The sequence below is a fragment of the Ornithinicoccus sp. genome, from assembly GCF_057176825.1.
Genome location: NZ_CM169976.1, coordinates 2,061,408 through 2,082,087, shown reverse-complemented (window position 1 = coordinate 2,082,087; position 20,680 = coordinate 2,061,408). Strand labels below are relative to the sequence as shown.

The 20,680-nt window shown below is 71.5% G+C and carries 18 protein-coding genes and 1 pseudogene; 9 read left to right on the top strand and 10 right to left on the bottom strand.

From position 1 onward, the window contains the following. Positions 1 to 145: 145 nt before the first annotated feature. From AC1QRC_RS10430 to AC1QRC_RS10415, 4 genes are read left to right on the top strand one after another with little or no spacing between them, the layout of a single operon-like run. On the top strand, positions 146 to 3,148 hold the full coding sequence (locus AC1QRC_RS10430; RefSeq protein WP_484203261.1) for a type 2 lanthipeptide synthetase LanM family protein: 3,003 nt from the start codon (positions 146 to 148) through the stop codon (positions 3,146 to 3,148). 5 nt (positions 3,149 to 3,153) lie between these two features. Continuing rightward, a complete protein-coding gene (locus tag AC1QRC_RS10425; RefSeq protein WP_484203260.1) occupies positions 3,154 to 5,595 on the top strand; it encodes a peptidase domain-containing ABC transporter in 2,442 nt (813 codons plus the stop codon). Then, positions 5,592 to 5,765 carry a hypothetical protein gene (locus tag AC1QRC_RS10420; RefSeq protein ID WP_484203259.1) on the top strand — a complete coding sequence of 58 codons (174 nt, stop codon included), beginning with the start codon at positions 5,592 to 5,594 and terminating at the stop codon, positions 5,763 to 5,765. Before AC1QRC_RS10425 ends, AC1QRC_RS10420 begins: the two co-directional genes overlap by 4 nt. Before the next feature lie 34 nt (positions 5,766 to 5,799). Continuing rightward, on the top strand, positions 5,800 to 5,973 hold the full coding sequence (locus AC1QRC_RS10415) for a hypothetical protein (protein WP_484203258.1): 174 nt from the start codon (positions 5,800 to 5,802) through the stop codon (positions 5,971 to 5,973). A 43-nt stretch (positions 5,974 to 6,016) separates the two neighbouring features. On the opposite strand, the gene AC1QRC_RS10410 is transcribed toward AC1QRC_RS10415, so the two are convergent. From AC1QRC_RS10410 to AC1QRC_RS10400, 3 genes are all read right to left on the bottom strand, one after another. Then, complete coding sequence (locus tag AC1QRC_RS10410) at positions 6,017 to 6,619, bottom strand: response regulator transcription factor (protein WP_484203257.1); 603 nt, start codon at positions 6,617 to 6,619, stop codon at positions 6,017 to 6,019. Between the two features lie 2 nt (positions 6,620 to 6,621). Beyond that, the gene (locus AC1QRC_RS10405) at positions 6,622 to 7,833 is read right to left on the bottom strand and encodes a sensor histidine kinase (RefSeq protein WP_484203256.1); all 1,212 of its coding nucleotides are present in this window, start codon (positions 7,831 to 7,833) and stop codon (positions 6,622 to 6,624) included. A gap of 369 nt (positions 7,834 to 8,202) precedes the next feature. Beyond that, positions 8,203 to 10,755, bottom strand: a complete 2,553-nt coding sequence (locus AC1QRC_RS10400) for a class III lanthionine synthetase LanKC N-terminal domain-containing protein (RefSeq protein WP_484203255.1) — start codon at positions 10,753 to 10,755, stop codon at positions 8,203 to 8,205. A gap of 219 nt (positions 10,756 to 10,974) precedes the next feature. On the opposite strand from AC1QRC_RS10400, the gene AC1QRC_RS10395 reads away from it, so the two are divergent. Genes AC1QRC_RS10395 through AC1QRC_RS10385 form a run of 3 tightly spaced genes read left to right on the top strand, consistent with a single transcriptional unit; the run spans position 10,975 to position 12,891 of the window. Further along, entirely contained in the window at positions 10,975 to 11,211 is a 237-nt protein-coding gene (locus AC1QRC_RS10395) for a response regulator transcription factor (RefSeq protein WP_484203254.1), read from the top strand. Next, positions 11,204 to 12,166 (top strand): ATP-binding cassette domain-containing protein, encoded by a 963-nt coding sequence (locus AC1QRC_RS10390; RefSeq protein ID WP_484203253.1) that lies wholly within the window; start codon positions 11,204 to 11,206, stop codon positions 12,164 to 12,166. Before AC1QRC_RS10395 ends, AC1QRC_RS10390 begins: the two co-directional genes overlap by 8 nt. Beyond that, on the top strand, positions 12,163 to 12,891 hold the full coding sequence (locus AC1QRC_RS10385; protein WP_484203252.1) for a hypothetical protein: 729 nt from the start codon (positions 12,163 to 12,165) through the stop codon (positions 12,889 to 12,891). The genes AC1QRC_RS10390 and AC1QRC_RS10385 overlap by 4 nt, the downstream gene beginning before the upstream one ends. Positions 12,892 to 12,981: 90 nt before the next feature. Here AC1QRC_RS10385 and AC1QRC_RS10380 read toward each other — a convergent pair whose 3' ends face one another. From AC1QRC_RS10380 to AC1QRC_RS10370, 3 genes are read right to left on the bottom strand one after another with little or no spacing between them, the layout of a single operon-like run. Next, positions 12,982 to 13,737 (bottom strand): TSUP family transporter, encoded by a 756-nt coding sequence (locus AC1QRC_RS10380; RefSeq protein ID WP_484206619.1) that lies wholly within the window; start codon positions 13,735 to 13,737, stop codon positions 12,982 to 12,984. 32 nt (positions 13,738 to 13,769) lie between these two features. Then, entirely contained in the window at positions 13,770 to 14,537 is a 768-nt protein-coding gene (locus AC1QRC_RS10375; RefSeq protein ID WP_484203251.1) for an HAD family hydrolase, read from the bottom strand. Further along, positions 14,534 to 16,300, bottom strand: coding sequence for a proline--tRNA ligase (locus tag AC1QRC_RS10370; RefSeq protein WP_484206618.1), 1,767 nt, complete (start codon positions 16,298 to 16,300; stop codon positions 14,534 to 14,536). Before AC1QRC_RS10370 ends, AC1QRC_RS10375 begins: the two co-directional genes overlap by 4 nt. A gap of 154 nt (positions 16,301 to 16,454) precedes the next feature. Between AC1QRC_RS10370 and AC1QRC_RS10365 the strand changes: the two are divergent. Beyond that, positions 16,455 to 16,922 (top strand): annotated as a pseudogene (locus AC1QRC_RS10365) (prolyl oligopeptidase family serine peptidase); the annotation flags it as partial. A 151-nt stretch (positions 16,923 to 17,073) separates the two neighbouring features. After that, complete coding sequence (locus AC1QRC_RS10360; RefSeq protein WP_484203250.1) at positions 17,074 to 18,561, top strand: prolyl oligopeptidase family serine peptidase; 1,488 nt, start codon at positions 17,074 to 17,076, stop codon at positions 18,559 to 18,561. On the opposite strand, the gene AC1QRC_RS10355 is transcribed toward AC1QRC_RS10360, so the two are convergent. From AC1QRC_RS10355 to AC1QRC_RS10340, 4 genes are read right to left on the bottom strand one after another with little or no spacing between them, the layout of a single operon-like run. Beyond that, the gene (locus AC1QRC_RS10355; protein WP_484203249.1) at positions 18,531 to 18,797 is read right to left on the bottom strand and encodes an OST-HTH/LOTUS domain-containing protein; all 267 of its coding nucleotides are present in this window, start codon (positions 18,795 to 18,797) and stop codon (positions 18,531 to 18,533) included. The genes AC1QRC_RS10360 and AC1QRC_RS10355 overlap by 31 nt on opposite strands. A gap of 7 nt (positions 18,798 to 18,804) precedes the next feature. After that, positions 18,805 to 19,722: an NYN domain-containing protein gene (locus AC1QRC_RS10350; RefSeq protein WP_484203248.1), complete on the bottom strand. Its 918-nt coding sequence runs from the start codon at positions 19,720 to 19,722 to the stop codon at positions 18,805 to 18,807. Positions 19,723 to 19,735: 13 nt separating this feature from the next. Continuing rightward, a complete protein-coding gene (locus AC1QRC_RS10345) occupies positions 19,736 to 19,981 on the bottom strand; it encodes a GNAT family N-acetyltransferase (RefSeq protein WP_484203247.1) in 246 nt (81 codons plus the stop codon). Continuing rightward, positions 19,899 to 20,579 carry a DUF4081 domain-containing protein gene (locus AC1QRC_RS10340; RefSeq protein WP_484203246.1) on the bottom strand — a complete coding sequence of 227 codons (681 nt, stop codon included), beginning with the start codon at positions 20,577 to 20,579 and terminating at the stop codon, positions 19,899 to 19,901. The genes AC1QRC_RS10345 and AC1QRC_RS10340 overlap by 83 nt, the downstream gene beginning before the upstream one ends. Positions 20,580 to 20,680: the final 101 nt, after the last annotated feature.

Sequence of the window (20,680 nt, the reverse complement as noted above, 5' to 3'; positions counted from 1 at the left end):
CTCGGGCACCACAGCACGGTCTCGACCGTGCGGCCGGCTCCCTGCCGCCGCGGGTGTCACGACACACCACGCGGCGGCGGGAGCCGCCCCGCTCCACCAGCACCACACAGACCTTGACCACCACCACGCTGCCAGGAGGCAGGACATGACCTCGCACCCCACCGACGTCGCACCGGCCGTCAGCCGGCTCGAGCGCACCCTGCTCGAGGCCGAGAGCGTGGTGTTCGGGGCCTTCCACCAGCCTCGGCTGCACCTGTTCCTCCAGCAGGTGCACACCGTGGTCGACCAGCACGAGGCGGCTGGCGGCCGCACCATCGACCGGGAGGCCTTCCTGCGTCAGGCAGGCCGGGACCTGCTGGCCGAGCTGGGCATCCTGGCGGGTCGGAGCCTGGTGGCCCGGTTCCACGAGTTCCGGACCGAACTCGGAATCCCTGCCGAGTCCTCCCGCAACGACGCCTACGCCCGCTTCTCCGAACAGTTGGCCGTCCCCGCCTTCCGTGACGCGGTCGAGCAGGACCTGCCCACCCTCACCCAGTTGCTCGACGCCGGCGTGCAGCACCGCGTCCGGCTGGTCACCGAGATCCTGGGTGCCCTGCGGGCCGACCTCCCGGCGCTGGAGCGCGCGGGACTGGCCCACCCCGGCCCGCTGACCTCGATCACCATCAGCTCTGGCGACGCCCACAACGGCGGTCGCAAGGTGGCCATCGTCGCCTGGAGCGGCGGCAAGGTGGTCTACAAGCCCCGTCGCCTGGGGCCGGATCAGGCCTTCGCCGACGCAGTGGCGGCCATCCGTCCCCACCTGGACCCCGACATCGACCTGCGCCTGCCGGGCATCGTGCACGCGACCGGCGGGGTCGACGCCACCGACCACGGGTGGCAGGAGTTCGTCCAGCACCGCCCGATGACCGCCTTTGAGCAGATCGCCCGCCACCGGTACCGGCTCGGTGCCTTCCTGGCCCTGTTCACCGGACTCGGCGCCACCGACCTCCACCTGGAGAACCTGATCTCTGACGGCGAGCACCCCCTGTTCATCGACCTGGAGACGCTCCTCCAGCAACGGCCTCCGACGGGTCCCGCGCCTGCCGAGGCTGCCGGTCTCGACGCCACCGAACCAGACCCGACTGCCCAGAGCCCCCTGCGCTGCCCCCTGCTGGACACGATGCTCCTGCCCATGCGGATCGCCGACTCCTCCCTGGACGTCGACATGTCCGGCATCGGGCGGCCCGGCGGACAGACCTCGCAGCTGGCCAGCTTCTCCCTGCTCGATCCCGCCAGCGACGCCGTGCGCTTCGAGCGCGCCACGTTCGAGGTGCGCCACGGGGACAACCTCGCCCGGATCGGCGACGTCCCGGTCCCGCCTGCCGTGGGGCTGGAGGACCTGCTCGCCGGCTTTCGGGACGGTGTGACGGCGGTCCGGCTGGAGCGGGACCGCCTCCTGAGCATCGTCGCCGAGTCCGGTGCCCAGGTCCGTCAGGTCGTGCGCGCCACGCACATCTACGCGCGCTTCCTCCTGGCGGCCACGCACCCCCGGTACCTCGCCGACCCCGCCTCGCGTGGTGAACTCCTGGGCAAGATGGCGGCACCCACCGGCGTGCTGCCCTCCGCGGCCCGCGCGGTGGCCGACCGCGAGCACCGCGCGCTGGTGCGGGGCGATGTCCCGTACTTCACCGTCGACCTGACCACCACCGACCTGCACACCCCGGCCGACGGGACGGTCCGGGAGGCCTTTCCCACCTCCGTGCTCGACCACGTGAGGGCCTCGCTGGAGGACCTGGTCGGCTCGCCGTACCGCCGCCACGAGCACACCATCCGAATGAGCCTGGCCACCACCCACGAGCGCTTCGCCCTCTCGGCCGCCGACGCCCGACCGGCGCCCGCCGGATACGCCAGCGAACTGTTCGGGGACCAGCCCGTCGCCGACTCCGTCGCCCGGTTCCTGACCGACACGGCCCATCGCGCCGGCGGTCGGCCGCTGTGGCTGCTCCCGCTGCTCACCATCACCGATGCGGGCGAGGGGTTGGTCTTCCGCCCGGGCGAGCTCTCGCTGTACGAGGGCGGTGGCGCCCCGCTGGCACTGGCGACCGTCGCCTCCCTCCTGCGGCAGGCCGAGCCGTCCGACCGGACCCGGGTCGAGGAGTCCCGGACTGCCCGGCGGCGGTGGGCCGGGCTCGCGCTGGACAGCGCACCCGACCCCGTGACCGTTCCGGCGGCCGACACCCCACGGGGTATGTCGTTCTTCGCCGGGTTGGGGGGCGCGGCCTTCCTGGCCCACGAGCTCGGGGTGCACCTGGGCGACCCTGACCTGCTGCGACGCAGGGACGCGTTCCTGTCCTCGATCATCGAGCACGGTCCGCGCCCCGTGGGCGAAGCGCCCACGGACCTGGACCTGATGGGTGGCCCGGCCGGCACGGCCGCCTACCTCGCCACGGTCCTGGAGTCCGCGCCGGACCTCTCCTATGCGGGTGCGGCCCAACACTTCCTGGACCTTGCCCTCACCGACATGCTGCGGCTGCTTCGTCACGGCGTCCTGCCCGCCACGGGACTGGCGCACGGTGACCTCGGCATAGCCTGGTCCGCCCTCCGGTGTGCGGCCGTCCTGGACGACGTCACGGCCCTCAAGCTGGCTGGCGATGTGATCGTCGGCCGGGCACGCGAGCTGGCCGCGCACGGCTCATCCGAGAGCCTGCCGGAGGTCGCCGACTCCAGTTGGTGCAAGGGCACGGCCGGAGCACTGGTCGCCCTCGCCGAGGCCTACCCCCTCGTGGAGCGGGCTGACGCATGGCTGCTGGATGCCCTCGTCGAGACCGGGACCGCGCAGGTCCTCGGTCGCGGGCGCGACCTCACCCCGTGCCACGGCGTGAGCGGCTTCGTCCAGGCCCTGGTCCGTGCCGCACGGATCCTGGATCGGCCGGACCTGCACGAGCGGGCCCGAGAGGTCTTCGCCGACCGAGTCGCACGCGTCCCGACGCAGGGGTACGGCGCCGGCCTGGCCCACGGTGAAGGTTTCGTCGGCTACATGCTCGGGCTCTCGGGTGTCGCGCACACCGAGCTGCTCCTGGAGCAACCCGACTGGGGCAGTCCGCTCTGGATCAGCCCCACACCCCTGACCCCACCCGACCCCCAATCCGCCCCCAGGGCGAGGAGGTGACCACGATGAGTACGTCTCAGCAGACCCCTCGGGGTCGCCACCGGCCCGGCCTCACCGACCCTGCCCGGCCGAGCGCTGACGCAGCGGCCGACACCGGCCAGCACGCGGTGCTCACAGTCCGAGAAGGCGAGCCGACCCGGCACTCCGGGGCCCGCGACGCCTCCGCGCTCACCCTGCCGGAGACGACCTACCCCGACCGGGCCGCCTCGGCCCGCCACCGGGCCCCGGGTCGGCGGCGCCGGGTGCGGGTGCCCTCCATCGTGCAGCTGACCCAGACCGAGTGCGGCCTGGTGTGTGCCCTGATGCTCCTGCGGGCCCACGGGTCCCGCGAGCCCATCAAGGCGCTGCGCACCGACTTCGAGGTCGGCCGCGACGGGCTGTCCCTCCAACAGGTGCGCGATCTGCTGCGCTCCCGCGGCCTGACCAGCAAGATGTTCGCCGCGACCCTCCCCGGCCTCCGCCGGTTGATGGAGCGGGACAGGCTGCCGGTGATCGTCTACTGGCGGGCGGAGCACTTCGTCGTCCTGGAGCGCCTCACCGACTCCCACGCCCTGATCGTGGACCCCAGCGGCGGTCGGCGCAGGCTGAGCATCGAGGAGTTCAGCGCCGACTACAGCCAACGGGTGGTCACCGCAGTCCCCGGCCCGGACTTCCACCCCGTCCAGACCCGGGAGCGGAATCCGTGGCTGGACTACCTGAAGCCGGCCCGTGCGGCGTGGCGGCGGGTTCTTGCCGTCGCCGCGCTGTCCGTCCTGGTCTTCGGCAGCAGTCTGGTTGCCCCCACCGTCACGCGGTGGCTGATCGACCAACAGGTGGCGGGGGACGGCGGCACGTCGTTGTCGGTAATCGTCCTCGGCGGCCTCTTCGGCTTCGCCGTCTCACTGCTCGCGCTGAGTACGGGTCGGGCCCTGATCATCAACGCGCTGAACCGGCACATCGGCCGTGCCACGATGCACCGCGTCTTCGGCCACCTGCTCCGGCTTCCCTACCGCTACTTCGCCTCGCGCGCCCCGGGCGAGCTGCTCTTCCGGCTGAACTCCGTCAACGCGGTCCGCGACCTCGTCTCGACCCAACTGGCCCAGGGAGTGCTCGACCTGGGCATGTCGCTGGCGATCCTCTGCTACATGATCTACCTGTCGCCCCAGCTGACACTCGTCGCGATCGGCTTCTACCTGCTCATCGTCGCCGTTCTCGTCCTCACCAGGCGCCGGGTCGGTGAGTTGACCGACTCGGAGATGAGCCACACCAGCCGTTCCCAGTCGCTCCAGTTGGAGTCCATCGTCGGTGCCGCAGCACTGCGGATGTCCGGGGACGAGGACAACTTCCACCGTTCCTGGGGCACCGTCTACGACCAGGCGCTCGCCGCCAGCCAGCGCCGGGCCAACTTCCAGGGCGTCATCACCAGCAGCGTGAGCACCCTGCAGATCGTGGCTCCCACCGTGGTCCTGCTGGTCGGCATCAACGCGGCGTCCGAGGGCACGATCAGCGTCGGCTCCGTGGTGGCCTTCCAGGCCGTGGCCAGCATGTTCTTCGGCCTCGCCACCTCCGTGTTCGGGTGCTGGTCCCAGCTGATCCAGGGGCGGAGCTACCTGGACCGGTTGTCCGACATCACCGAGGAGGAGCTGCCGCCCCCCGCAGGCGACCGTCGCGAGCCACTGACCGGCAAGGTCGAGGTCAAGGACGTCGGGTTCCGGTACTCGGCGCAGGCCCCCGAGACCCTCTCCGGCATCGACCTGGCCGTCCGACCGGGTCAGCGGGTCGCGATCGTCGGCGCCTCCGGCTCGGGCAAGTCGACCCTCGGCAAGATCCTGTGCGGTCTGCTGGACTCAACAGACGGCACGGTGACCTACGACGGTCACCCGATCACCGAGTTCGACCGGCGCCACTTCCACCAGAACCTGGGCTACGTCCCCCAGGAGGTGCACCTGCTCAACCGCTCCCTCCTGGAGAACATCACGATGGGCAACACCGAGGTCGACACCGATGCCGTCCTCAAGGCGGTGGACCAGGCGCAGCTCACCGCGGACGTCCAGGCCCTGCCGATGGGGTTGCACACCCTCGTCGCGGAGATGGGTGCCAACTTCTCCGGCGGCCAGCGCCAGCGCCTCGCCGTGGCGCGCGCCCTGGTCAAGTCACCCAAGGTGCTCATCCTGGACGAGGCGACCAGCGCCCTCGACAGCCGCAACGAGGCCCGGATCAACGAGGTGCTCCAGGAGGCGTCCTGCACCCAGATCGTGATCGCCCACCGCCTCTCCACCGTGGTCGACGCTGACGTCATCCACGTCATGGAGGACGGGCAGATCGTCCAGTCCGGCACGCACGCCGACCTCAGCACCGTCGACGGACCCTACCGTCGCCTGTTCGCCGCCTCCCTGAAGGAGGCGCCGGAGGGCGGCCACCCCCCGAACCCCACTGACCCAACCCCCACAGAAAGGAAAGAACAATGATGCCGAAGTCCGACTCGCCGGTGATCGCCCTGGTGATCGCCTTCGCGACCTACCTGGTCGCGCAGGGCATCCTGGAGTTGAACACCATCATGGCGATCGCCATCGCCTTCGCGACGTTCCTCGTCGCGACCGGTGGCAGCCTCGCCACCCGGCGCTCCGCGCCGGAGTGACCACGCCACAGCACCACGCAGAGCGGAAGAACCCATGAGTTCGAAGACAGTGTCCCTGATCGTCGCCCTCCTCATCGCGTTCGCAACCTACCTGGTCGCGACCAACATCCTGGAGGCGAACAACATCCTGGCGATCGCGATCGCGTTCGCGACGTTCCTCGTCGCCCACGGAGGCTCCCTTGCGGTGCAGCGCTCCAAGCGGGAGTGAGCCACGGCGATCCCCCGGGATCGTCATCCCAGCTCGGCCCAGATCAGAGCCAGCCCTTGCGCTGGGCAACCACGAAGGCCTCGGCTCTGGTCTGGGCACCGAGCTTGGACATGGCGTTGGACAGGTAGTTGCGCACCGTCCCGACCGACAGGAACGTCTCCACGGCGATCCGCTCGGTGGACAGTCCCTCCCCCACCAGGGTGAGCACCTTGCCCTCCTGGTCGGTCAGCGGCGACGGCCCCGAGCGGAGTGCCTCGGCGGCCAGGGCGGGGTCGATCGCCGTCCCGCCTGAGGCGACCGTCCGGATCGCCTCGATCAACCGCTCCCCCGTGGTCGACTTGACCACATAGCCATCGGCCCCCGCGGCCAGCGCCTTGTGCAGGTGCCCGCTGCCCTCCAACGCGGTGAGGAGCAGCACGCGGCACTCCGGGGCCACCTCGGCGATGTCCTCGGCCGCCTCGATCCCGGTCCGCCCCGGCATGTCAACGTCGAGCACGGCGACGTCGGGGCGCAGTTCTGCGATGGCATCGGCCACGAGATCACCCCGATTCACCCGGCCCACGACCTCGAAGTCGGGCTCGGAGTTCAGCAGTGCCTCGAAGGCCTCGGCGACCAGGTCGACGTCCTCGGCGATGAAGATGCGCATGTTCAGGGCCCTTTCGATGGTTCGGTGGGTCGGCGCTCCGGCCGGGATTCCCGGGAGGATCGTGCCTCTGGAGGCCGCGTGGGAATGTCTGCCTCGACGACGAACCGGCCGCGGTCGATCGAGCCGCTCCGCAACTGTCCCCCGGCCTCGCTGACGGCCTCGGCAAGCACATCCAGTCCTGTCCCGCCGGAGTCCCGCTCCCGGACGGTGGTGGCGTCCTCGGACTCGGCATCGACCTCGGGGGCACCGTCGTTCTCGATCCGCAGCAGGACGTGACCGGGCTGGTTGCGCACCAGCATCCGCACGGCGCGGGGACGGCTGTGTCGCAGCAGGTTGGTCACCGCCTCCCGCAGCACGCGGGCTCCTAGCAGCTGCGCGTCGGGGTCGGCAACGCTCTCCTCCTCGACCTCCGCTGAGACACCGAGCCTGTCGAACAGATCGACGGCCGACTGGATCTCGGAGGTGAGGTTGGTGAAGGTCTTGCCGCTCACGAGCTCGCGCAACTGCGCCTGTCCCCCGCTCAGGTCGCGTCCCAGGGACCGCAGCTGGCCACGGCACCCCTCGAGGTCGGTGTCGATGAGCCGCAGTGCCGTCTGGGTGCGCAGCGAGGCCGCCACGAGGGTGCGGCCCAGGATGTCGTGCAGTTCGCGCGAGATGCGGTGGCGCTCCTGGTCGACCTGCATCCTGGCCAGCTCCTCCCGTGCCCGACGCAGCTCCTCGAGCACCACCGCCATCCTGGTCAGCACCACGATCACGCCGCCGGCGAGCCAACAGATCATGGGCACGGCGACGATCAGCACGACCTGCACCCCGTCGTGCCACAGCCAGAGCATGGTCAACAGGCTGATGGTCCCGCCGACGACCTCGATCTGTCGCACCGAGGGCACGAGCAGCAGCCCGGCGAAGGAGATGCCCAGCGTGGCCCATGCATCGGTGGCCGGCAGCAGGACGGGCCCGAGCACGATGAGAGTCCACCGCAGCGTCGACAGGTAGGACGGCGCCTGGTGGGCGAGGATGAGCCGTTGCAGGCGCAGGAATCCGATGGCGCAGGCGACCGTGGCCAGAACCCCGACAATGTGCCGGATCCCGTCGAAGCTGAGCCCGAACTGCCAGCTCATCGAGGCGACGACCTGGACCACCAGGTAGCCGAGCACCAGCCACGACGTGAACAGCGCGGCGCGGGCCTCGCGCCCGACCGGGACCGAGCTCCCCATCCTGTGCTCCTCGACCTCGCGTGTCATCCCTGCCCCGGACCTGGTCCGCTGCGGTGGCACCACTGTAGTGCGCGGGGGCGGGTGACGCGCCCACCCCTCGCAACAACAGCGTGGCCCGACGACCGGGTCGGTCGTCGGGCCACGCTCAGGAGGGGGGCGTCTGTGCCGAGGGGGTGGTCAGCGGCACAACACGGAGAGGAAGCTGAACACATCGGGGAAGAAGGACTCGGGCTCGGTGTCCAGCTGCTCCAGCTCATTGAGGGTCATGATTCGCTCTCCTTTGAGTGATCCGGATGTGACTGCCGTGATGGCTTCTGCTGTATGTCGACAACACTGCCGGGGCCGACGCCGTCCGGCTAGTGGCAGGTGTCAACTCTTCCGTGTGACGGATACCGCCGGGTCGGGCAGCGGCAGGAGGTGGTGGAGCGCGACGCTCGGCGTCAGTGCCGCGACGGCCCCGGCGGCACCGGTGCCCAGGTCCGCCGCGCAGCGGATGTTCTGCTCGCCCAGGCACAACGACACCTGCGGGTCGTCGGCGAAGGTGCAGGTCTGCCGGCCCGGTACCACGTGCCAGGCCAGCCGTTGCCGGTGCCGGTCCACGTCGGCATCGCCCGGACACAGCGTGTCCAGGGCCATCAGCAGACCGGACCGACCCCGCAGGATGCCCGCCTGGGCCACCACGGGCACCCGCAGCGTCGTCTCGATCCGTCCGAGCGCCTCCGCCAGAGGGGGCCGGAGCGCGCCGCTGCGTGCACCGAACGCCTGGACGGCCAGCCCCAGCGCGGCGCTGCCGTGCCCCAGGTAGGGCAGGACGGCGACGCGGTCCACCGTCAACAGCCCGTCCCCCACCGCCCGGGTGTGCGTCAACTCGCGCTCGATCGCCAGCTCCGCCGCCGCCAGGTACTCGTCGGCACGTTCGGGGACCAGATCGGCGCCCCGGATCAGGGACAGCCCGACACCGGCCAGGCCCGAGAGCAACCCCGGGCGGTAGCCGGGGAGCGAGTCGGCCGCGCCGGCCGCAGCCGCGGCGCGGTCCAGGTGCCGCACCGCACGCTCCATGAGGCGGGGCCGGCCCAAACCGACGGAGAGCTCGGCCAGGACGACTCCCCGGCCACCGTCTCCTGCCCCCCACCAAGGCTCCAGGTCCTCCTCCGCACCCTCGATGAGCCGGTCCGCGATCTCCGAGGCCGTGTCGTCCCACCCCAGACGGAGTGCCGCCAGGGCCACGCCGTCCAGTCCGTCCGCGAGTCCCCGGGGCGTGCCCACCGCTCGAGCTCCGTCCGTCACCCGCTGCCGCCACCCCTGGACCCAGGTGCCGAGGTCGGCACCGCCGGTGGAACGGCCCCCGGCGCCGGCGACTGCTGCCAGTCCCAGGAGCACACCGACGGTGCCGTGCAGGAGGCCCAGGCTCGCCCACGGGGCGCGGAACTGCGCGAGGTCCCCCGGGAAGGGGCGGTCCCGGGGTGCGCGGGCGGGAAGCAGGTGTAGCCCCGCCACGAGCGAGTCCGCCACCTCCCGGGGCGTGGGGTGGTCACCGTCGAGGTCGGTCAGCACCCCGCCCCCGTCGACCTCGCGCTGCCCGGCCTCCACGATCGGGCCGCGCAGGTCGGGGCGCCGCAGCGCGAGGACGGCGAGCGGGGCGAGCAGTGTGTCGGACAGGTGCGCCATGGCCTGCCGGTCGCCCTCGGGTGTCAGCGGGACGTCCACGGCACGGACGCCACCGGCGACGGCGACGCCGTCCAGCGCGGCCGACTCCCAGTCCAGCAGGCCCACCCGGTCGCCGAGGTCCACCACGTTCCCCCCGTGCAGGTCCCCGTGGACCACGCCGACCCGGTGCACCTCGGCAAGTCCGTCCGACAGCGACCCGAGCAGGCGGTCCCGCCAGCCCAGGTAGTCGTCCGTGCCCCGCACCCCCGGAACGACCCCCGGGTGCGACCCGGCGAGGGTCGCGGACGCCGTCGGTCCCGACAGGAGCGACATGATGAGGAAGTCGCTGTCCCCCACGGTTAGGTAGGCAAGCGGCTCGGGGGCGATCCCCGTCCCGCTCAGCCTCCGCAGCACGGCCCACTCGTGCTGGAGCCGGGTCACCGCATCCGAGCCGGCCTCGTCGAAGCCGCAGTGGTGGCGCGCCTCCTTGGCCACGACCACGCCGTCGTCCGGAGGCCCTGTGGCACCCACGGGTCCGGTCCACCGGCCCCGGTACACACCCCCGGCGGTGGAACGGTGCAGGACGGACACATCGGCCAGCGGCAGGATCAGCCCGCTGTCGTGCTCGTCGGCAGCCGCATGCCAGCGATCGAGGAGGTCCGGGCGGGCGCCGGGGCCGTCCTGTGGCGACCCGGCCCGGGCCCCCCGCGGGTCGGTGCGGACCCCGTCGCCCTCCCTGCGGCCCGGGACCATCTCGCCCGCGGCCGTCTGGAGCCACACGGCCCGGAAGGCCCCATAGCGCACGAAGACCGGGGCGTCCGGAGCGGGGATCTCCCCGCGGATCCGCATACCCGGCTCCCCCCGCAGTGCCTCGGCGAGGGCACCCGCGACCTCGGCCAGCTCCCGGTCGTTCCCCGGATACACCGTCACGACCTTTCCCGCCGCGCCGGCCGGCGCGTACTTGGCCAGCGAGGCGGCCACCAGCGACCGTGAGCGCAGGGTCTTGACCGTGACCCCCTGCCGGACACAAATGCCCAGGACCGACTCCACCACCTGCGCCGCCCGCTCCGGCCGACAGCTCACGTGGACCTTCCAGCCCGTCGGGGGCAGGTCGACCTCGGGCGGGGTGTAGATCACCCACCCCGCCCGGTGAACCAGCCCCCAGCCCGGGGGCAGGGCAGTCCGGTCCCACTCGAGGTCCCCCTGCGACCCGGCGTCGGGCAGCGACAAGAAGTCATGCTCGGGATGTGCCAGCGCAAGATACTGGGTGTCCACGTCCGCCAGCCTAGCGACGACGGGGTCCGTCGACCCGGGTGACTTCACTCGGGCCCAGCAGGTTTGGCCCCCGCACCTGCCGTGCTCCGGCCCTGGGGGTGGTGACAGGAGTCATCGGGAACCGGTGTTGTGCAGGACTGCCGCCGACCCCCTCCCAGCCGCAAGACTCGTCCCATGAGATCCGCCGACCATTCCCTAGTTGGACAGTCAGGGCCTGGGGTGACGGTGCACGCCGGCCCCTCCCGGGTCCGCCGGCTCACCCCCCGAGAGATCGAGGTCACCCGCGGCGTGGCGGCCGGCCTCACGAACAACCAGATCGCCCGGCGATTGGGCATCTCACGGTGGACCGTCACCAACCACCTGCGTCATGTGATGTGGAAGTGGAACTGCGGCACGCGAGTCGAGGTCGCCGTCCGACACGTCTCGCTGGCAGGAAAGGAGAAGCACCATGATTGAGCTGGAGCACCTCACCAAGACCTTCGGAGACCGCGTCGCGGTGTCCGACCTGAGCTTCCGGGCCGAGAACGGCCAGGTCACGGGTTTCGTCGGCCCGAACGGCGCCGGCAAGTCCACGACCATGCGCTGCATCATCGGTCTCGACACCCCCGACTCCGGACGGGCCACGATCGACGGCGTTCGCTTCCAGGACCTGCCCGACCCCACGGGACGCGTCGGCGCGATGCTGGACCCCACCTGGGTCCACCCTGGTCGTAGCGCCCGCAACCACGTCCGCTGGGTATGCCGCACGGCTGGCCTGCCGGTGGATCGGGTCGACAGCGTCCTGGACCGCGTGGGGCTGACCGACGTGGCCGGAGACCGGGTCGGCAACTTCTCGCTCGGCATGCGCCAGCGCCTGGGCCTGGCCGTCGCCCTCATCGGCGACCCCGACCACCTGATCCTGGACGAGCCGCTCAACGGGCTCGACCCCGACGGCGTGCGTTGGGTGCGCGGCTTCATCCGCGACTTCGCCCAACGGGGCGGCGTGGCCCTCGTGTCCAGTCACCTGCTGGGCGAGTTGTCCATGGTGGCCGACTCGGTCGTCATGATCGGGCACGGTGAACTGCTGGGTCACGAGTCCGTGGCCGACCTGATGCACGGGTCGAGCGCGGGCGTCGTGGTCCGGGTTGCCGAGCCGGTCGCCACGCTCGAGGAGGTCGCCGCCCGGCACGGGTGGAGCGTCCACCCCGTCAGCGACGGCACCGGCAGCGGGCAGTCCGCACCCGGGAGCGTCGAACTGCGCGACGAGGGCCCGGGGGCCGAACGGCTCACCGCCGACCTCGTCGGACCGGCCCTCGCCTCGGCCGGACTCACCACCCTGGAGCTGAGGACCCGCACCGGGACCTTGGAGGAGGCCGTCATGGGAGTGACGAGCCACCACGTCGAATTCGCTGCGAAGGAGACCCTGTCATGACCGCCATGAACGTGAACCTGATGAGCGCCACCCGCGGAGAGATCACCAAGGCCGTGTCCCTCCCCTCCACCTGGATGGGCGGGCTGGTCACCCTCGCCGCCTTCGTCGGACTGCCGGCGCTGGTGATGGTGCAGGGCTCGATCGACGCCGGCGGCCTGGCCATGGGCTCAGGTCTGGCACTCATGATCATCATGAGCGTCTTCGCCGTCCTGGCCACGTCCGACCTGCAGTACGGCACGGCACGCCTCACCCGGTGGGCGAACCCGCACCGCTGGCACGGCTTCTACGGCAAGGTGATCACCTCCGCCGTCGGCGGTGCCCTGGTCGGGATGGTCTGCGGCGTCGCGGTCCTCGGTCTCGGGATGGCCACCGGACTCGTCGAGTCGGTGGACGGCACGATCCTGCGGGCCTCCCTCGGCCAGGTGCCCGTGTTCGCCCTGGGCTGCGCGCTGGCGGCTGCTGTCGGTCTGCTGATGGGCAAGGCCGGGCTGGCCGTCGCCGCGATCATCCTGTGGATCCAGTTGGCCGAGACGCTGTTGCCCGGCCTCCCCTCCATCGGCGAGCAGCTGCGCGAGTGGCTGCCGTTTATGAACGCCTTCATGTTCACCATGCCGGAGAACTTCGCCGACGCCCGTCCTGCGACGCTCGCCCTGGGCTACTTCGCCGGGTTCTGCGTGCTGGTGATCGCCCTCTGCGGGACCGTCGTGAACCGTCGAGACCTCTAAGCCCGGGCTGCACCGCACCGGATGACCTGGACCGGGGCTACCGCCGAGGCGGTGGCCCCGGTCTTCCCGTGTCCGGGCTTGCGCGGCCCGTCAGGTGGTGAACTGGAGCACGGTGTCCCACCCGATCTTCACCGCGAACGCCCCCACCACGAGGACGAACACGGTGCGCACGAAGCCGCTGCCGCGGGCCACCGCGGTCCGTGCCCCGAGGTATCCCCCGACCACGTTGCACACGCCCATCACCAGCCCGACCTGCCACATCACGGCACCCAGCGGGATGAAGATGCACAGCGCCGCGATGTTGGTGGCCAGGTTGGCGATCTTGGCCTTCGCGCTGGCCTGCAGGAAGCCGTACCCCAGGAGTCCTACGAGCGCGAACACCAGGAACGAGCCGGTGCCGGGCCCGAGCAAGCCGTCGTAGGCACCGACGACGAGGCCGACCAGGCCGGCCAGGCCGACGTGCCGGGTGCGGCCGTGGAACCGCAGGGCCGACATCGTGCCCATCGAGGGTTTGGCCAGCGTGTAGGCCCCCACGGCGAGGAGCACGACCAGGATGATGGGGTTGAACGCGGCCTTGGGGATCTGGCTGGCCAGCAGGGCGCCACCCAGACTCCCCACGAACGCCAGACCGGCCATCGGCAGCGCGGTCCGCAGGTCCGGGCGGACCCGCCGGTAGTAGGTGACCGAACTGACGGTCGTGCCACAGACCGAGCTCAGCTTGTTGGTCGCCAGGATCTGCACTGGGGAGGCACCGGGGAACCCGATCATCAGCGCCGGCAGCTGGACCAGCCCTCCCCCGCCGACGACGGCGTCGATCCATCCCGCCGCGAGGGCGGCCAGCCCCATCAGCAGGAACAGCCAGACCGAGGGGTCCTCGATCACCGCCGGCCGGACCCGGCGGACCAGCCCCGCACGATGCCGGAGATCTCGGCCAAGGAGTGGGCGACCGCGTCCGGCTCGGCGTCCACGGGCACCAGTTGGTCTGCCGGGATGGTGCTGTGCGGGATCCACACGGCACGCATGCCCACCTGCTGAGGTCCGTGCACGTCCTCGAAGATCCGGTCGCCGACATAGACGCACTCGGCAGGGTCGACGTCGACCGCCGAGGCCGCGGTCAGGAACGCCTCGGGGTGGGGCTTGGCCCAGTCGATCTCGCTGCTGTAGACGTCGCCGTCGATGAGCGACAACACCCCGTCACGGTCGAACACCGACCGGTGGAACTCCCTGCTCCAGATCGTGTTGGACAGCACACCCACGCGGATGTCCTGCTCCCGCAGTCCCTCCCACAGCGGTCGCACCTGCGGGTCGGTGTGGGTGTGCGGCTCCCAGAACCGGTGGTACTCCTCGCGGGCGGACGCGTAGGTCGGGTGGGTGGGGTCCACCCCGGCCTCCACCAGGATCTCTTCCACCCGCGCGCTGGTGTGGGCGTCGCGTCCCCGGGCCCAGGCGGCGCCCTCGGCCGCCAGGATTGCCGTCGCCAGCTCCTCGGCGGCCGAGCGGTCGCCGGCCCCGTGATCTCCTGCCCCGTGGTATGCCGAGGCGAACCCCCGCCACTGGTCCGCGAGGTCGACCGGGTGCCAGGGCGTCAGGGTGCCGCCCCAGTCGAAGATGACCGCGCGGACCGGGCGCCCGCTCGGCCCGGTCACCGGGTCGTGCCGGGCGCCACCTCGGCCAGCACCTCCGCGGCAGCGTCGGCGACGGCGACCTCGCGCCGTTCGCCGGTCCGCCGGTCCTTGATCTCCACGACGCCGGTGGCCAGTCCCTTGCCGACGACGACGATGGTGGGCACGCCGATCAGCTCCGAGTCCTTGAACTTCACGCCCGGCGACACCTTCGGCCGGTCGTCATAGAGGACGTCAAGGCCCTGGGCCTCCAGGTCGGAGACGAGCTGCTCCGCCGCGGTGAACACCGCCTCTTCCTTGCCGGTGGCGACCACGTGCACGTCGAAGGGGGCCACCTGTCGCGGCCAGCACAGCCCGACCTCGTCCAGGGTGTCCTCGGCGATGGCAGCCACCGCACGGCTCACACCCACACCGTAGGACCCCATCGTCACCGTGACGAGCTTGCCGTTCTCGTCGAGGACCTTCAGGTCCAGCGCCTCGGCATACTTGCGTCCCAGCTGGAAGATGTGGCCCATCTCGATGCCGCGGTCCAGGGTCAGCGGGCCGGCACCGTCGGGGCTGGGGTCGCCCTCCCGGATCTCGGCGGCCTGGATCGTGCCGTCGGCGGTGAAGTCCCGGCCGTAGACCAGGTCGAAGACGTGCTTGCCGTGCTCGTCGGCACCGGTGACCCAGGCAGAACCCTGCGCAATCGAGGGGTCGAGCAGGTAGCGGATGCCGGACTCCTTCTCGAGCCCGAGCACGCCCGGCCCGATGTACCCCTTGGCCAGGCTCGGGTGCTGGGCGAAGTCCTTCTCCTCGAAGGGGACGAACTCCGCCGGGCTGACCTGGGTCTCCAGACGCTTGGCATCGACCTCGCGGTCACCCGGCACGCCGATCGCCAGGGGCTCCCTGGTGCCGTCAGGGTGCTGCAGCATCACGACGACGTTCTTCAGCGTGTCCGCGGCGGTCCAGTCCCGTCCGTCCGGACGCGCATGGTGCGCGTTGGCCGCCGCGACGAGGGTCTCGATGGTGGGGGTGTCCGGGGTGTCCTCGACGTGGGCCGGGGGGACATCCGAGGCATCGACGGGCGGGGCCTGCGGCACCTCGACAGCCTCGACGTTCGCGGCGTAGCCGCTGGCCGCACACCGCACGAAGGTGTCCTCGCCGTGGGGACTGACCGCCAGGAACTCCTCGCTGGCGGACCCACCCATGGCTCCCGAGTCGGCATACACCACGACGTAGTCGAACCCGAGCCGGTCGAAGATCCGCACGTAGGCCGCACGATGCCGCTGGTAGGCGGCCTCCAGCCCCGCGTCGTCGATATCGAAGGAGTAGGAGTCCTTCATGATGAACTCGCGGCCGCGCAGCAGACCGGCCCGGGGGCGGGCCTCGTCGCGGTACTTGGTCTGGACCTGGTAGAGCGTCAGGGGGAGCTCCTTGTAGGAGCTGAACATGTCCTTGACGGTCAGCGTGAACATCTCCTCGTGGGTCGGCCCGAGGAGCATGTCCGCCCTCTTGCGATCCTGGAGCCGGAAGATGCTGTCGCCGTAATCGACCCACCGTCCGCTGGCCTCATAGGGCTCCTTGGGCAGCAGCGCCGGGAAGGAGAGCTCCTGGCCGCCGATCGCGTCCATCTCCTCGCGGACGATGGCCTCCACCTTGCGCAGCACCCGCAGGCCCAGCGGCAGCCAGGTGAAGATCCCGGGGGCCGCGCGCCGGACGTACCCGGCACGCACGAGGAGCCGGTGACCCGGCAGTTCCGCATCGGCCGGGTCCTCGCGCAGGGTTCGCAGGAACAGGGTCGACATGCGCGTGGCCACCAGGGCACTCCTCGGGTTCGGGGTCTGTCGTCCGATCACCGGACGCCTCACGGGTGCAGGATATCTGCCGGGGGAGCAACTCTTCGCCCCATATCCGTCAATCGGCTGTGCCGGGGCCGGGGCACCGTGATGGGGTGGACCCATGACTGAGGACGCACTGGGCTGGTTGGAGGACGTCGAGGGTGACCGGGCCATGGCCTGGGTGCGGGATCGTAGCGCCGAGGCCGAGGAGGAACTGCGCGCCGACGAGCGGTTCGAGCCCCTCCGTGCCGGGATCCAGGAGGCGCTCCAGGCGGACGACCGGATCCCCCTGGTGACCGTCGTCGGCGATCACCTCTACAACTTCTGGACCGACGCCGAGCACGAGCGGGGGGTGTGGCGCCGCACCACGTGGGACTCCTACCTGGACGAGCCGACCGAGTGGGAGGTGCTCCTCGACCTCGATGTGTTGTCGCGGACCGAGGGCGAGCAGTGGGTCTGGCACGGGGCCCAGATCCTGCGGCCTGACCGGGACCGCGCCCTGATCGCCCTGAGCCGGGGCGGCTCCGACGCCGACGTGACGCGCGAGTTCGACCTGACCACGGGCACCTTCGTCGCCGACGGGTTCGTGCGGGAGGAGGCCAAGGGCTCGCTGTCCTGGGTGGACCGCGACACCGTCTACGCCACGACCGACGTCGGGCCGGGCTCGATGTCGGGCTCCGGCTACCCGCTGACCGTCCGGCGGTGGACCCGGGGCACGCCGCTGGCGCAGGCACCGGGAGGTGTTCGCCGGCAGCCCCGAGGACATGCTCGTCGCTGCCGAGCACGACCCGACCCCGGGCTTCGAGCGGGACGTCGTGTGGTGCGCGCACCGGTTCTACAGCTCGCACACCTACCTCCTCTCACCCGACGGGGAGCCCGAACTGCTGGACCTGCCCGACTCCTGCCGGCTCGACCTGCACCGGGAGTGGCTCACCGTGCAACTGCGCCACGACTGGACGCCCACCGACGGCGGGACGACCCACCGCGCGGGGTCCCTGCTCGTCATCGAGCTGGACCGGTTCCGTGCGGGCGCGCGCGACTTCCGGACCGTCTTCACGCCCGAGGAGCGCTCCGCCCTGGCGGACTGGTTCTGGACCCGCGCCACCCTCGTGCTCACCGTGCTCCGGGACGTCCGTCACGAGGTGCTGGTCGCCACGCCCGGCAGCGGAGGTGACGCCGAGGTGCCGGTGGCTCCCCTGGACACCGGAGCCCCCGACCTGGCCACGGTCACCGTCTCCGCGGTCGACGCCGAGGCCAGCGACGACCTCTGGGTCATCAGCACCAGCTGGCTGGATCCCATGCGGCTGGACCTGGTCCGGGTCGGGGTGGGCTCTGCGCAGGCGGAGGTCCGGACCGTCCGCTCGGCGCCCGAACGGTTCGACGCCTCGGCCCTCGAACTCACCCAGCACTGGGCACAGTCGGCCGACGGGACGGAGGTGCCCTACTTCCAGGTGGCTCCCCGGGGGCTGGCGATGGACGGCACCGCGCCCACGGTGCTGCACGGCTACGGGGGGTTCGAGCAGGCCCTCACCCCGGCATACGACCCCATCGTCGGACGGGCCTGGTTGGCCCGGGGCGGGGTCTACGTCGTGGCCGGGATCCGGGGCGGCGGCGAGTTCGGTCCGCGCTGGCACCAGGCAGCACTACGGTCCGAGCGGCACCGCGCCTACGAGGACTTCGTGGCGGTCGCCCGTGACCTGGTGGCCAGGGGTGTCACCTCCATATCGCGCCTGGGCTGCTCCGGCCGGTCCAACGGCGGCCTGCTGGTGGGCAACATGCTGACCACCTACCCGGACGACTTCGGTGCCGTGGTCTGCCAGGTGCCCCTGCTGGACATGTTCCGCTACCACCGGCTGCTGGCGGGGGCGTCGTGGATGGCCGAGTTCGGCGACCCCGACGATCCCGTGGACCGGGAGTTCCTGCGGACCTTCTCGCCCTACCACCTGTTCGACCCCGACCGGACCTACCCACCCACGTACCTCGCGACGTCGACCCGCGACGACCGGGTGCACCCCGCGCACGCGCGCAAGATGGCCGAGCTCCTGCGCGCAGCCGGGAAGGACGTCACCTACTGGGAGAACACCGAGGGCGGGCACGGAGGCGCCTCGACGCCGGCCCAGTGGTCGGTCTGGCACGCCCTGCCGTGGACCTTCCTGCACCGAAGGCTCACCGGCTCCTCGCCCCGGACGCGCGACACTCAGTCGTCGGCGGGGATGTCGAGAACGTAGCCGCCGTCCTGGTCGCTCCACTCCACATCGACCGCCCCCGTCGTGGCGGCCGCCTTGCAGAACTGCAGGAAGCTGCCGAACCCGAGGGCCTTCTCGCTGAAGTCGGGACGCTCCCGGCGCAACTGGTCCTTCAGGCCCGACAGCGCGACCGTCTCCCCCGCCGAGGCGGCCTGCTCCACCACCGTGCGCAGCAGCGCAAACGCCTCGTCCCGGTCGCCCAGCTCGGGCAGCATCACCTCCGGGTCACCCTTGGCCGGCCCGTCGGACAGTTCGAGAACGTTGCGGTCGGCCAGGTGCCGCAACAGCTCCCCGAAGGCCCGGAACCCGTGGTCGGCCTCGTTGAAGGTCGGGTCCTTGCGCAGCAGGGTGCGCTTCAGGATCGAGGCCGTCACCGCGCCGCCGGCGCTGCGCTGCAGCCCGGCCAGGGTCTGGGCCACCAGCACGGCCAGCGGCTCCGTGGGTCGGCCGCCGTCCTCGGCGTCCCCGCCGTCCGCCTCGGAGGCCCCGTCCGCTGCGGTCCCGGCACCCGCCGACCCCTCCGTCGCGGAGGCCGCCCCACTGGTCCTTGGACCCTGCGGGCGAGCCTGCCGTCGCCTTCTTGCGGGCCGGCGCCCTTGCGCCGCCCTTTGCGGCCCCCTTGCGCCCCTCGGACGCCGGTCGGGACTCCCCGCTCTCGGCCGGGGGCTCGACCCCCTCCAGCGTGTCGTAGTACAGGAACTCGTCACAGGCCGGCGGCAGCATCTGGGAGGTGGAGTTGCGCACGCCGAACCCGACGACCCGCTTGTTGAGCTCCCGCAGCTTGTGCACCAGGGGGGTGAAGTCGCTGTCGCCGGTGCAGACCACGAACGTGGAGATGTAGTCGCGCTCGAACGCCATCTCGATCGCGTCCACCGCCATCTTGATGTCGGCGGCGTTCTTGCGGGAGGCCCCCATCCGCTGCGGCATCTCGATCAGCTCCACGTGCGAACGCGTCAGCATGCGTCGGTCCTCGTCGAAATAGGACCAGTCGGCGTAGGCGCGGCGCACCACCACCCGGCCCCGCTCGGCGAGTGCGTCGGCGATCGGGCGGACGTCGAAGGTCATCCCGCCCAGGTGCTCGCGGGCACCGAGGGCGAGGTTCTCATAGTCGAGGAACAGGGCGATGCGCTCTTCGTGATCCACGCCCCGACCTTAGTCAGAGCAGGACCGTGGCGCAGACCCCGGCCTGCACGAAGCCGACCCGGCGGTAGGTGGCGAGGGCGGGCAGGTTGAAGTCGTTGACGTACAGGGTGACGGTCGGTGCGTGGTGTCGCATGGCGTGCTCCACCACGGCCGCCATCGCGGGCACGGCCAGCCCCTCACCGCGGCGATCCGGGTGCACCCACACCCCCTGGATCTGGGTGACCCCCAGCGCAACCGACCCCAGATCGGCCTTGAACACCACCTGACCGTCCTCCACCCGGACCAGCGTCCGCCCGCTCGCGGATCAGATGCTCCAGACCCTGCCGGTAGGCCCGGGAGGAGCCGCGGTAGGGCGGGTAGCCGATCTCCTCGGTGAACATGGACTCGGCCGCCGGCAGCACCCGGTCCACCTCGGCGTCCGTGGCCGGCCGGACCCACGGGTCGATCGGCACCCCCAGACGCGAGGGCCGCTCCCGCATCACCATCAGGGGCTGGTTGTCCCGGATCTCACGGGCCCCGCCCCACTCGCGCTCGACGAGGGACCACAGGTGCAGCACCGGATCGGCCGGGCCGAAGACCGAGGACGCCCAGCGCCGCCGGCGCACCACCTTGTCGGCGAATGCCTGCACCATCGGTGGGGTGCACTGGACGGGGACCACGTTGGCAGAGGTCCACATCAGCCCGCGCTCCTCGCGGTGCTCGTATCCCAGGACCGCACCCCGGTTCCCGTTCAGGCCCCCCTCCATGATCCGGGCGGCGACGAAGACATTGGCCACCGGATCCTGCGCGCAGACAGCGAGCGCCGCCTGGGAGTCGCCCAGGGACAGCGCCCGCACCGGGGAGGTGGTGCGCAGCATCCCCCCAGCCTGCCCCACGACCTGAGCGGGTGTCGAGGCGGCACCCCACGTAGCCTCGGACACGACGCGCCCGCCCCCCTTGCCAAGCGGGGCGGCGCGGG

What these genes read in the sequence shown, in the direction of transcription:
- AC1QRC_RS10430 (WP_484203261.1), top strand. Translation starts at nt 146, where the DNA reads ATGACCTCGCACCCCACCGACGTCGCACCGGCCGTCAGCCGGCTCGAG.
- AC1QRC_RS10425 (WP_484203260.1), top strand. Translation starts at nt 3,154, where the DNA reads ATGAGTACGTCTCAGCAGACCCCTCGGGGTCGCCACCGGCCCGGCCTC.
- AC1QRC_RS10420 (WP_484203259.1), top strand. Translation starts at nt 5,592, where the DNA reads ATGATGCCGAAGTCCGACTCGCCGGTGATCGCCCTGGTGATCGCCTTC.
- AC1QRC_RS10415 (WP_484203258.1), top strand. Translation starts at nt 5,800, where the DNA reads ATGAGTTCGAAGACAGTGTCCCTGATCGTCGCCCTCCTCATCGCGTTC.
- AC1QRC_RS10410 (WP_484203257.1), bottom strand. Translation starts at nt 6,619, where the DNA reads ATGCGCATCTTCATCGCCGAGGACGTCGACCTGGTCGCCGAGGCCTTC.
- AC1QRC_RS10405 (WP_484203256.1), bottom strand. Translation starts at nt 7,833, where the DNA reads ATGGGGAGCTCGGTCCCGGTCGGGCGCGAGGCCCGCGCCGCGCTGTTC.
- AC1QRC_RS10390 (WP_484203253.1), top strand. Translation starts at nt 11,204, where the DNA reads ATGATTGAGCTGGAGCACCTCACCAAGACCTTCGGAGACCGCGTCGCG.
- AC1QRC_RS10385 (WP_484203252.1), top strand. Translation starts at nt 12,163, where the DNA reads ATGACCGCCATGAACGTGAACCTGATGAGCGCCACCCGCGGAGAGATC.
- AC1QRC_RS10380 (WP_484206619.1), bottom strand. Translation starts at nt 13,737, where the DNA reads ATGGGGCTGGCCGCCCTCGCGGCGGGATGGATCGACGCCGTCGTCGGC.
- AC1QRC_RS10370 (WP_484206618.1), bottom strand. Translation starts at nt 16,300, where the DNA reads ATGTCGACCCTGTTCCTGCGAACCCTGCGCGAGGACCCGGCCGATGCG.
- AC1QRC_RS10340 (WP_484203246.1), bottom strand. Translation starts at nt 20,579, where the DNA reads ATGCTGCGCACCACCTCCCCGGTGCGGGCGCTGTCCCTGGGCGACTCC.